Source organism: Flavobacterium swingsii (assembly GCF_900111965.1).
Classification (GTDB): Bacteria; Bacteroidota; Bacteroidia; order Flavobacteriales; family Flavobacteriaceae; genus Flavobacterium; species Flavobacterium swingsii.
The window spans coordinates 311,667-324,304 of sequence record NZ_FOJT01000004.1; the positions used below are offsets into that span (position 1 = coordinate 311,667).

Annotated in this window: 11 protein-coding genes; 8 read left to right on the forward strand and 3 right to left on the reverse strand. The window is 32.5% G+C overall.

The window, feature by feature from the left end; all coding sequences use genetic code 11:
• Positions 1–33: 33 nt before the first annotated feature.
• A complete protein-coding gene (locus BM053_RS08530; protein ID WP_091476344.1) occupies positions 34–2,808 on the reverse strand; it encodes a TonB-dependent receptor in 2,775 nt (924 codons plus the stop codon).
• A gap of 180 nt (positions 2,809–2,988) precedes the next feature.
• Here BM053_RS08530 and BM053_RS08535 point away from each other — a divergent pair, with 180 nt between their 5' ends.
• The 8 genes from BM053_RS08535 (at position 2,989) to phoU (ending at position 10,709) form a co-directional block, all read left to right on the forward strand.
• Positions 2,989–3,675, forward strand: coding sequence for a response regulator transcription factor (locus BM053_RS08535; protein ID WP_091476346.1), 687 nt, complete (start codon positions 2,989–2,991; stop codon positions 3,673–3,675).
• Positions 3,675–4,733, forward strand: coding sequence for a sensor histidine kinase (locus tag BM053_RS08540; protein ID WP_091476349.1), 1,059 nt, complete (start codon positions 3,675–3,677; stop codon positions 4,731–4,733). The genes BM053_RS08535 and BM053_RS08540 overlap by 1 nt, the downstream gene beginning before the upstream one ends.
• Before the next feature lie 127 nt (positions 4,734–4,860).
• A complete protein-coding gene (locus BM053_RS08545) occupies positions 4,861–6,153 on the forward strand; it encodes a porin (protein WP_091476352.1) in 1,293 nt (430 codons plus the stop codon).
• Between the two features lie 31 nt (positions 6,154–6,184).
• Entirely contained in the window at positions 6,185–7,018 is an 834-nt protein-coding gene (locus tag BM053_RS08550) for a phosphate ABC transporter substrate-binding protein (protein WP_091476355.1), read from the forward strand.
• A gap of 59 nt (positions 7,019–7,077) precedes the next feature.
• The gene (gene pstC / locus BM053_RS08555; protein WP_091476358.1) at positions 7,078–8,259 is read left to right on the forward strand and encodes a phosphate ABC transporter permease subunit PstC; all 1,182 of its coding nucleotides are present in this window, start codon (positions 7,078–7,080) and stop codon (positions 8,257–8,259) included.
• A 3-nt stretch (positions 8,260–8,262) separates the two neighbouring features.
• Complete coding sequence (gene pstA / locus BM053_RS08560) at positions 8,263–9,210, forward strand: phosphate ABC transporter permease PstA (RefSeq protein WP_091476359.1); 948 nt, start codon at positions 8,263–8,265, stop codon at positions 9,208–9,210.
• A gap of 24 nt (positions 9,211–9,234) precedes the next feature.
• Entirely contained in the window at positions 9,235–9,993 is a 759-nt protein-coding gene (gene pstB / locus BM053_RS08565) for a phosphate ABC transporter ATP-binding protein PstB (protein WP_091476363.1), read from the forward strand.
• Positions 9,994–10,043: 50 nt separating this feature from the next.
• The gene (phoU, locus tag BM053_RS08570) at positions 10,044–10,709 is read left to right on the forward strand and encodes a phosphate signaling complex protein PhoU (RefSeq protein ID WP_091476367.1); all 666 of its coding nucleotides are present in this window, start codon (positions 10,044–10,046) and stop codon (positions 10,707–10,709) included.
• Between the two features lie 42 nt (positions 10,710–10,751).
• Here the strand turns inward: phoU and BM053_RS08575 are convergent, their stop codons facing one another.
• Both BM053_RS08575 and BM053_RS08580 read right to left on the reverse strand, forming a co-directional pair.
• Positions 10,752–11,807 (reverse strand): glycosyltransferase, encoded by a 1,056-nt coding sequence (locus BM053_RS08575; protein WP_091476370.1) that lies wholly within the window; start codon positions 11,805–11,807, stop codon positions 10,752–10,754.
• Complete coding sequence (locus BM053_RS08580; RefSeq protein WP_091476373.1) at positions 11,807–12,631, reverse strand: UDP-2,3-diacylglucosamine diphosphatase; 825 nt, start codon at positions 12,629–12,631, stop codon at positions 11,807–11,809. Before BM053_RS08580 ends, BM053_RS08575 begins: the two co-directional genes overlap by 1 nt.
• Between the last annotated feature and the right edge of the window lie 7 nt (positions 12,632–12,638).

A 12,638-nucleotide genomic window follows, 5' to 3' on the forward strand; every position in this document is an offset into this window, starting at 1 on the left:
ACCGCTTTTACTATATATTCAAGGTGTGTTATTTTAAAAAGTGTATCCGATGTTTAAAGAAAATCCAGTTCCTTTTTTATATTGTTTTAGTACTAAGTCCGATTCGGTAATGTTCACTTTACTTTCGTTTCCTAATTCTCTTTTGAAATATGGATTTAAAATATTATCTACTGATAATTTTGCTTCAATATTTTTAGATAATTTACTTGACCACACAAAGTCTAATTTGCTAAATGGTTTTTCGTAAATATGGTCTAATCCTGCTGTACCAACCGCGTATATTCTTTTTCCTGATATTCCATATACTACAGAAATTGTATTTTTCATATCTTCATTAAACTGGAAATCATATTTCAAATCAGAATTAATTAACCAATTAGAAGCACCTTGTAAATCTCTTTTAGAATTATTCTCTAAAGGGTTTTTAATCAAATCGACAGCTACATTTGTTTTCATTAATGAAGTATTGAAACCCCAAGAAAAATCATTTAATAAAGAACTTATTTTGTTTAGTTGTAATAAGATTTCTAATTCTGCTCCAAAAAGTGTGGCTTGTTTAGAGTTTTGATAAGTAGTTATTTGTCCGCCACTACTTGCTGTTGGAATAAATACTCTTTCTATTGGATTTGTAATTTGTTTTCCAAAAACACCTAAAGCTATCATTTCTTTTGAATTAGGAAATAATTCATATTTTAAATCAAAATTTAAGTTGTCACTGTTTTCAAGATTTGGATTTCCTAATTCGACAGTTCCGTCGGGATTCACGTACTGTATAGGCAAAACTTCGATTGATGTTGGTTTTGTAATTGTTTTTGACGATGCAAAACGAATGTTTTTTTTCTCGTTAAGTAGGTATTTAATATTTAACGATGGTAATATGTCTAACTTTTCTTTGGTTAATTTTCGGTATTTGTCAGTAAAAGAATCTCCAATATCTCGATACTTAATTTCGCGAATTGAACTTTCAACTCTTGCTCCTCCGTTTATTTCCCATTTATCGGTAAAATTGAAAAAAACATTTGCATAACCAGCATTTACAGTTTGGTGAAGTTTCGATTTGTAATCTCCTGTAGATTCTTCGGTAAATTTTAATAAACCAGAATTTACATCGGTTGCAATGTTGCTGTTAATTTCACTAATATTTACAACATAAGAAGTTGCTATAATTGGTTTTCCAAAAACAAATCGGTATGATGAAATCTCCTCATTATTAAAGCCATTGTATCCTATCGAAATTTTCTTCAACTTTTCGTTTTCTTTTAGTTTTAGATTATATTCTAACATACTTGAAAAATACCTGTCGCCTGATACGTCAAGAAATTGACGAATTAAATTGTTTCCACCATAAGTAGTTTTTATATCGGTCTCATTTATTTTTTCGCCAGTTATAAACTTACGGTCAGGTTGTCCGAAAGCAGTTTTTACATAAGAAAAACCTCCTTTTGCGCTATGTTTTCCGTCTTCGGTAATGTCGTAATTAACTAAAACTTGATTGTTCCAATATTTAGATTCTTCAAATTGGTTTCCTCTTATTAGTATGTTTGGGTTTGTAGACAAACTATTAGTATAACCCAACTGGTCCTCTATCATGCTTGATGTTGAACGTAGTAAAAATGAGTTTAATGCAATGCCAAACCTTTTCGATTTGTATCGCAACCCAACCAATCCTGAAAAACTTGTCGCGTAGTTGTAGTTTGTAAATCTAAGATTGTTATCATAATTACCTTGTCCTTGGTTGAAGGTTCTTGCAATTCCATCTCTAATTTGGTATTTGTTATCTCCATTGAAAGAGAATATATAATTTAAACTTCTTTCGTTATTTAAGCTAAATTTTTCTGCGTGCAAAAAGCTCAAACTATTATTTATAGGGCTTGTTGTCTTAGTGGTGTTCCAAGAATTTTGTTTTGCAGATTCCTCATATTGTGTGGTAGACATTTTTACGCCAGATGGGACATTTCCAAAAGCAGAAGATAATTTCCTGTCTTTTCCTAAAAAACCTAAAAAACCTTGCGTTGTATTTGCGTCTTCAGAGATAAGGAAATCTTCATTATTATTTCCTGTTGTGTAGCCAAAACCAGTCGTTAATTTTGTAATACTAGTTCTTGGTTGTGCGGTTTCAATATTTATGGTTGCTCCAGCAAAATCGCCCGAAATGTTAGGATTGAAAGTTTTATAAACATTTAAAACCCCAACAATATCTGTTGGAAACAAATCTAATGGAATTATTTTTTTGAAAGGACTGTTAGAAGGTGCTTGTAAATCATTAATTAACAAATTGTTATATCTCTCTTCCAATCCGCGAACAAAAAGGCCACGAGATTCAACCTTGCTAATACCTGTAATTTTTGTTAAGCCAGCTTCAACAGTACTAATCCCTTTTCGTGACATTTCTTGCGCACCAATACTTTGCTTTATTTCTACAGCCTTTTTTTGATCAAGTAATAATGCCGTTTCTTTTTCGCGACTTGTTGTTGCTTTTATAACTACATCGTCCATTGTTACGCTACTAGAACCAATGCTTTGGCTAATTGTTTTTTTCTCGTTATCGGAAACACTAAATAACACCGATTTAGATTCGTAACCAACAAAACTAAAAACGATTTCGTAATTTCCATTAGGAACATCAATAGAATATGCTCCGTTTATATCAGTAGTTGTATATAATGATGTTCCTTTTATATTAACATTTGCAAAAGGAAGCGGCTCGTCTTTCAGATCTTTGTCTAAAACAAAACCTGATATAGTAGCGTTTTGGGCAAAGATACTTGTAGTAATTAATAGGAGTAAAAAAGTAATAGAAAATTTCATCGTATTTGTATATTTATTTTTTGCAAAGGAAACGCTATTGAGTAAAGTCTGTGTTACAGGATTATTACGATTTTGTTTTATATTTGTTAACTTAATGTTACTATATTAAATTTGTGTAACCTTGATTTTTTTAGTTTAAAATAGATTTACATTTGCATCATAAAAAAGCTAATTTTCAATATGAAAAAGAAAGAAATAAGAATTTTACTTGTCGATGACGAACCAGATGTATTAGAAATAGTAGGTTATAATTTGTCGCAAGAAGGATATCAAATTTTTACTGCCGAAAACGGAAAAGAAGCAGTTCAGAGCGCAAAAAAATACAATCCACATCTTATTATTATGGATGTTATGATGCCAGAAATGGACGGTATGGAAGCTTGCGAAATTATTAGAAAAGTGCCAGAATTAAACAATGTTATCATTACTTTTCTTACTGCTAGAAACGAAGATTATTCGCAAGTAGCAGGTTTTGATGCTGGTGCCGATGACTATATTGCCAAACCCATAAAGCCAAAATTATTGGTTAGTAAAGTAAAAGCTTTATTACGAAGATTAAAAGACGACGAAAACCCGAAAAGTGAAACGCTAAATGTAGGGGAAATAGAAATAAATCGAGAAGAATACAAAATAATAAAAGACGGTATTGAAATTATTTTACCTCGAAAAGAATTTGAACTATTTTATTTGTTAGCCTCAAAACCTGGAAAAGTTTTCAAAAGAGAAGAAATACTCGATAAAGTTTGGGGAACCGAAGTCGTAGTGGGCGGAAGAACCATCGATGTTCACATCAGAAAATTACGAGAAAAAATTGGCGACGAATATTTTAAAACCACAAAAGGGATAGGCTATAAATTTGAGATATAATGAATTTTAATTTCAAAAAAACATACAAATTTGCTGTAATATCAGCATTATATATAACCCTTTTTGCAACAGGATTTGTTTGTTTGTTAGGCTATTTTTTCGTAAAATTTGAAACTAATAATTTAATTTTAGTAACTTCAGTTTTTAGTATTTCAATTTATGTTTTCTCTCTTTTTGCGATGCAATATCGTACAGAAAAATTTATATACCAAAGGGTTAAAAAATTATACGAAGAGATTTCTTTTTTAGATACAAATTCGATCTTAAATCAGCCTATAAATAGCGATTTGTCTCAAATTACGACTCAAGTACAACAATTTGCAACCGAAAAGAAACGAGAAATAGAAACACTTAATGATCGTGAAGAGTTTAGACGAGAGTTTCTAGGAAATGTTTCGCACGAACTAAAAACACCATTATTTACTGTGCAAGGTTATATTTCGACCTTGTTAGACGGCGCGATGAAAGATAAAGTTATCCGTAAAAAATACTTAGAACGTGCCGAAAAAGGAGTAGAGCGACTCATTTATATTGTAGAAGATTTAGATACAATTGCAAAATTAGAAATATCCGAAGGCAGAATCGAAATGACTAATTTTGATATCATAAGTCTAATTCAGGGTGTATTCGATTTGCTCGAAATGAAAGCAAATAAAAAAGAAATTATGCTTTCTTTTGATGCTAAATACCATAAACCCATTATGGTTTTAGGGAATTATGAAAAAATACAACAAGTAGTTACAAACCTCGTTGAGAATTCTATAAAATACGGAAAAATTGGCGGCTCGACGGAAATAGGAGTTGAAGAGGTTATTAATAACAAAATTTTAATAAACATAAAAGACAACGGAGAAGGAATCGAAAAACAAAATATTTCACGTCTTTTCGAACGTTTTTATCGTGTAGACAAAAGTGGTGCTCGTTCCGAAGGTGGCTCTGGGCTTGGCCTGGCTATCGTAAAACATATTATCGAAGCACACAACGAAAGAATATTTGTAGAAAGTAAATTTCGTGTAGGGTCTGAATTTTCATTTACACTTCAAAAAGCAATTAACTAAAAATAAACCCTTTGTTTACAAGGGCTAAACCTTCATAACATTAAATTTATATACACTTAATATTTAAGTAACAATATCTTAACATTAGCAATTCATCTTTGCAGCACAAAACAGCACAACTACAAAGATGAAAATTAGAATAACCTTATTCGCATTATTAGTTACCATTGGTGTCAATGCACAGGAAGTTAAGCAAAGCGAAATTACTAAAGCAGTACTACATGCCTTAGATTCAATTAATAAAGTTAAGATTGATCAAGAAAAAAGTATAGTAAAAAAAGAACATTGGTACGAGAGTATATCTGTGAGAGGATATGCACAAGTACGTTACAACGGTCTTTTGTCTACAAATGATAAAGTGTCTTGTGATCAGTGTGATAAATCTTGGGGAACAACCTCGACAGCACCAGATGCAAAAGCTAATGATGGATTTTTTATAAGACGTGCTCGTATTGTTTTTTCAGGACAAGTGCACCCGAACGTGTATTTTTATATCCAACCAGATTTTGCTAGTTCACCATCTACTGGAGTAAATAATTTTGCACAACTTAGAGATGCCTATGTAGATGTATCATTCGATAAAAAGAAAGAATATAGAATTAGAATTGGTCAAAGTAAAGTGCCTTTTGGTTTCGAAAATTTGCAATCTAGCCAAAACCGTTTGACTTTAGATAGAAATGACGGATTGAATAGCGCCGTTGCAAACGAACGTGATTTAGGAGCGTTTTTCTATTGGGCACCTAGTAAAATAAGAGAGCGTTTTGCTATGTTAGTAAAAGATGGTTACAAGGGGTCTGGCGATTATGGTGTTTTTGCCTTTGGAGCCTATAATGGACAAACGGCTAATAAAACAGAAGCCAATAGAAACTTGCATGTTGTAACTAGGGTTTCATATCCTTTTGCTATTGGAAATCAAATTATCGAACCAGGAATTCAAGCATACACTGGGAGATGGGCTTTTGGGAGTGAATTATCAGCAGGAGTAAAGACGGAAAACAAAGAGAATACTCTAGACCAAAGAATAGCAGCTTCGTTAGTAGTTTATCCAAAACCCTTCGGAATTCAAGCAGAATATAATATAGGAAGAGGCCCAAGATATGATAAATTAACGAACACGGTTGAAGAATCTCATTTAGAGGGTGGTTACGTTACCTTAAACTACAAATGGGATTTACCAAGAAAACAATTTTTATATCCTTTTGCAAAGTTTCAATATTATAATGGAGGGAAGAAATTTGAAAAAGATGCCAGAAGTTATGTAGTAAGAGATTATGAACTTGGATTAGAATGGCAACCATTCAAAGCATTTGAACTAGTAGCAGAATGGGTTATTTCTGATAGAGCTTTTGAAGATAGCGCTTTGAAAAACAACAGACAACAAGGAAATTTATTAAGATTACAAGCACAATTTAATTTTTAATAGTATACAAATAATTTAATTCTTTAAAAAAATGAAAACAAACAAATTAAAAATAATAGTCCTATTAGCGGTAATCATGACTATAGGGTTTTCTTTTAAAACAGTAAATAAAATAACTGTTAAAGGTTCTGATACCATGGTAATTTTATCTCAAAAATGGGCTGAAATTTATATGAAGAAAAATCCAGCAACCGTGATTCAAGTTACAGGTGGAGGATCTGGTGTAGGAATCGCGGCATTAATAAATGGGTCGACTGAAATAGCCAACTCTAGCCGTCCAATAAAACCGGCTGAAATGGAAAAAATTAAAGCAAAATACAATAAAAATGTTGTAGAAATCGCTTGCGCTAAAGATGGCTTATCTATCTTTTTAAACAAATCAAATCCTGTTTCAGAATTAACCATTGCACAACTAGGAAATATTTTTTCGGGTAAAATTACCAATTGGAAACAAGTGGGCGGACCTGATGTAAAAATCCAATTATACGGAAGAGAAAGTAGTTCTGGAACTTTCGAATTTTTTAAAGAACATGTTGTAAAAACTGATTTTGCAATCGCTTGTCAAACTTTACCTGGAACGGCTGCAATTATCAATGCAGTAAAAAAAGACAAATTCGGAATAGGTTATGGTGGTGCAGCTTATGCAGAAGGTGTAAAAGACTGTAAAGTAAAAAAAGATGCTAAAAGCAAAGGAGTTTTACCTACTGCGGCAACTATAAAAAACAAAACCTATCCAATTGCAAGATATTTGTATATGTACTTGAAAGAAAAACCAAAGGGTGATACTAAAAAGTTTATCGATTGGATATTAAGTGCCGAAGGACAAAAAGTGATTGTAGAAGTTGGATATTATCCAATAAAATAATAAAATTACGTAACTTCCGTCAATAATTTTGGCGGGAGTTTTATTTTTAAATCATTAAGATGAGTTCTCAAAACCCTACAACTTTCAGTTTTACTAAAGAAAGCCTGAAAAAGCAATTTCGTTGGTCTGAATTTCTAGCAGAAAAAATTATTTCTGGCGTTGCTTTCTTGTCAATAGCTATTATTTTCTTGATTTTCATTTTTGTATTTAAGGAATCATTGCCTTTGTTTAGCAGTTCAAAAACAGTCGAAAAAACAGAAATTCAAGTCACTTCAACTACCCAGCCAGAAACATATGGAGCGCCAACGGAAGATTTAGAACCAGAAACTTACGGGACACCAACCGAAGATTTAACCGCAATTGATGTCGTTGAAACTAATGAGCTAGAACCAGAAACCTACGGAGAAGCCGTTGAAGAGCTAACTGTTGGAACTGAAGAAGAAACGCCTAAAATAACCGAGACAAACAAAGAAGGAAAAAACAATACTTGGAGTACTTTCTTAAGTTGCGAATGGTTTCCTGTTTCGGAAAACCCACGATTTGGGTTAATTGCTTTACTTATAGGAACACTAAAGGTTACCATAATTGCCATGTTATTTGCTGGGCCATTAGGTGTTTTAGCAGCGCTTTACACTTCTACTTTTGCGTCAAAAAGAGCTAAAGAAATTATAAAACCCGTTATCGAACTACTGGCAGCATTCCCATCAGTAGTGATTGGTTTTTTTGCTTTAATGATTATGGCAACATTTTTCCAAAATCTTTTTGGTTATGAAACAAGATTAAATGCATTTGTAGGAGGAGTCGCAATGGCACTTGCCGCTATTCCAATTATTTATACAATCTCTGAAGATGCCCTTTCGGCAGTTCCTAAAACTTATACCGAGGCCAGTCTAGCACTAGGAGCAAGCAAATGGCAAACCGCTTTTTTTGTCACTTTACCAGCAGCTATTCCGGGTATTTTTGCTGCCATTTTGTTAGGAATTGGACGTGTTTTTGGTGAAACCATGATTGTGTTGATGGCAACAGGAAATGCAGCACTAAATTCCGCAAATCCTTTTGAAAGTGTGCGAACATTTGCAGCAACAATTGGATCGGAAATGGCGGAAACTGTTTTTGGGGAAACCCATTATAGTGTGTTGTTTTTCATAGGTTCATTGCTTTTTGTTTTCTCTTTTGGATTAAATGCATTGGCGGAGTTTTATGTAAAAGGAAAATTAATTAAAAAAATTCAAGGTAAATAAATCATGAATACAACTACAACCGAAGAAAAAAGCTTGTTTTTTGCAGGCAATACTAAATCCTCCGATTTAAAAGGAAGATTGATAGTTGGTTCGACACTAGCTGCCGTGATTCTTATCATTGCCGTTTTGTTTCTCATCATTGGGATTATTGTTTACAATGGTTGGGATATGTTTTCTTGGGAATTCATTAGCTCTTTTCCAACCGATGGTATGACAAAAGGCGGAATTCTTCCAGCCATTATAGGAACATTTATATTGGTAATCGTGATGTCGCTTGCCGCAGTTCCTTTTGGAACCATAACAGCACTTTATTTGACAGAATACGCAGCAGAAAATTCGAAATTTGCAGCCGCTGTGAGGTTTTCTGTAAGAACATTGGCAGTTGTACCTTCCATTATATTCGGATTATTCGGATTGGGTTTCTTTATTCAATTTATAGGAACAGGAATAGATAAAACTTTTAATGCAGGCCAATTACATTGGGGACAACCTAATATTTTATGGGCGAGTTTAACCATGGCATTATTAACCTTACCAGTTATTATCGTTTCGGTCGAAGAAGCTTTAAAAACAGTTCCTAGAGAATTACGTGAAGCGAGTTTGGCTTTGGGAGCAACAAAATGGCAAACCATAAGAAAAGTAGTTTTGCCAGAATCTGTTGCAGGAATTATGACAGGAACCATTCTTGCAGTGAGTAGAGGAGCTGGAGAGGTAGCGCCTATTTTGTTTACAGGAGCAGCGTATTATTTAGCTACTTTACCAAAATCGGTGAGTGATCAGTTTATGAATTTGGGTTACCATATTTATATCATGTCGACACAATCGTCCGATGTCGAAAAAACAATGCCTATTCAATTTGCAACCACATTGGTTTTATTAATGCTTACCATATCGTTAAATATTGTAGCAGTAATAATCCGTTCAAGAATTAGAAGAAAGAAAGTTTCGTAATAGTTAAAAAAATAAAATATCTATATGAAAGATATCAAAATAGAAGTAAATAAATTATCCTTATATTACGGTGAGAAATTAGCATTAAACGAAATTTCAATGCAAATTCCGCGCAATAAAGTTACCGCATTAATCGGACCTTCAGGCTGCGGAAAATCTACATTTTTGCGAAGTATCAACCGAATGAACGATTTGATTCCAGATGTAAAAATCACAGGAGAAATGCTTGTGGAAGGCGTAAACATTTATGATAAAAATGTTGATGTTGTAAACATTAGGAAAAAAATCGGAATGGTTTTTCAAAAATCAAATCCGTTTCCAAAGTCTATTTATGAGAATATCGCTTACGGACCAAAAATAAATGGAATAAAAGACAAAAAGCAACTAGACGAAATTGTAGAAACATCATTACGTCAAGCTGCAATTTGGGATGAGGTAAAAGACAGATTAGGAGATTCAGCAATGGGGCTTTCTGGCGGACAACAACAACGTTTGTGTATTGCAAGAACATTGGCGGTAAGCCCAGATATTGTTCTTATGGACGAACCGGCGAGTGCACTTGATCCTATTTCTACTTCAAAAATAGAAGAATTAGTACATCAATTAAAAGAGCAATACACGATAATTATTGTGACGCATAATATGCAACAAGCGGCAAGAACAAGCGATTATACAGCGTTCTTTTATTTGGGAGAATTAATAGAGATGGACAAAACAAAATCTATTTTTACAAAACCATCAAAAAAGCAAACGGAAGATTATATAACAGGAAGATTTGGATAAGATTATGAATAAATCTACAATCTACAATCTGCAATCTAAAATTTTAAATTATGGCATCATTACTTGAAATAGAATTAACAAAATTAAAAAATGCAATCATAAAAATTGGTATTTTATCAGAAAGTCAAATTGCTGAAGCGATGAAAACCTTGCTTTCTGATCCAAATACAAAGGGTAAAAAGCTTAAAAAAAACGAAAATAAAATTGACAAACTTGATGTAAAAATCGACGAAATTTGTCAAAATATTTTTGCCTTACAACAACCTGTAGCTTCAGATTTGCGATTTATTATGTCGGCAATGCAAATTTCTAGCGAGATAGAACGCATAGGAGATTTAGCTATTAGTGTGATAAAAAGCTCTAAAAGTGTTAAAGAAAAATACGATTTGGTTGTAAAATTTAATGTGGCATCAATCACAAAAAACGTTGAAGCGATTACTGAAAAAACCAATGAATGTTTCGAAACACAACAAGAAAAAACCATCGAAGAAATTTTTGCTTTAAACAAAGCAATTCGTGTTGCAACCGAAAAAGTTATTGAAGAAATTGTTGTCGAAATGAAACTAAATTCAAAAGCGGTAGGTTCTGGAACCAATTTAATTTTGGCTTTAAAACATCTGGAACGCATAGGTGAACATTGCACAAATATTGCAGAATCTATTTATTTTGTAATTAATGCAAAAACAATAAAGCACGAAAAAACTAAATTTGAGTAGTATATATTGTCAACCCTTCCAGAGTTTAAAACTCTGGAAGGGTTATTTTTTTTCAAAAATCTCAAAAAGAACTTTCCAATCTATTTTAGTATTAAAATCCTTTAATCCTTTATGTAACTCTACTTTCGATAATTTTCCGATTTTAAACTTCTCTTGTTTGCAATAAGGAACCAAACCTTCTTGTTTGTATTTTTTAGCCAAATATTCTTGCTCATATTGCCCAGGAGTTGGGATAAAAAACGCCTTCTTTTCTAATTGTGCTAAATCCATTACAGTAGTATATCCAGAACGACACAAAATTAGTTCACTTTCGTTAAAAGAATTTTCAAGCTCTTCAGAATTCATATAATTATAGAAAGTGATATTATTTTTGGTTTCAATAATTTGTTTGGCTTCGATTTTACCTTTTATAAAAATAACATCACCAACATAATTCTCTAATTCTACAATTAGTTTTTCTTCTAAAAAAGTACGTTGAGGTTCTGGACCAGACAAAATAACCATCAAATCATATTTCTTTTCCAACGGTTTTCTGTGTAATCTGCTTAGTGGTCCAATATATTTTACGGTTTTAATATCTTCTTCTAAATGACCTAGTTTTCCAGTAAGATTGGGAATGGTATTTACATCAGGAACCCAACATTCGTCGTATTTTTTTATAATATATTGATGCATTTTGCTGGTAAGCCAAGTGGTATTTCCTGTCATCACATTTAGTTGGTGCGTGATAAAAACAGACGGAATTTTCTTGTTTCGCACGCCTAATCTATTGTCGGAAATGACACCAGAAATATCATATTCTTTGATTATTTTCTTGATTCGCTTTTTTTCCGAAAGAATAGCAGATACCATTTTTGGACTATTGGCTAACATTTTTAGTTTAAAAAATGACCCGTTCTTTGGATACTCAATATGATAAGAAGGCAATGCTATCGCTTGAAGTTGCGGAAATTCTTTACACAAAATTTCTAAAGCCACGCCATCGGAAGCTAAAATAGGTGTGAAGCCTTCCGTTTCTAAGGCTCTAATTATAGGAATGCATCGAGTGGCGTGACCCAAACCCCAATTAAGTGGTGCGACTAGAATGTTTTTACTCATTATCTTTTTAATAGTGTGATAAATTGTTCTGCAAGTTCATTTTCATATTCAAAATGCATTTCTTCGTCTTCTTTCAATACTTCATTTGGAGCATGTTTGTAAATCTTCCATTTTTTATTATTGTATTCCAAGGCAGTTAGGTTTTCTATCCAATCGCCAGAATTCAAATACATTGTACTACCTTTTTCGGTTGTAATTTGTTCTATTTTTGGTTCATGAATGTGTCCGCAAATTACATAATCATAATTGTTTTCAATGGCCAAATCGGTACAAACATTTTCAAAATTAGTGATAAATTTTACAGCCGATTTTACATTATCCTTTATTTTCTTTGAAAGTGAATATGGTTCTTTGCTCATTCTAGCTAAACACCAATTTAAAAATCTATTAATTAAAATTAAAAAATCGTAACCCCAACCGCCTAGTTTTGCTAGCCATTTCGCATGATTTATAGAAGCATCAAAAACATCACCATGAAAAATCCAAGCTTTTTTACCATCTAAAGGAAGAACTAATTTGTTTAATAAGCTAATGTTTCCAAGATGTAAATCGGTAAATTTTCTTAAAAATTCGTCATGATTTCCAGTCAAATAGTAAACTTTTGTGCCTTTTGTACTAAAAGAAATTAATTTTTTAATGACTTTTAGATGACTAGCAGGGAAATACGATTTTCTAAATTGCCAAATATCTATGATATCGCCGTTTAGAACTAATATTTTTGGTTTCACGGAAGATAAATACTGTAATAATTCTTTTGCATGACAGCCAAAAGTTCCTAAATGTACATCGGAAATAACAACAACGTCTAGTTTTCTTTTTTTCAAAATAAAA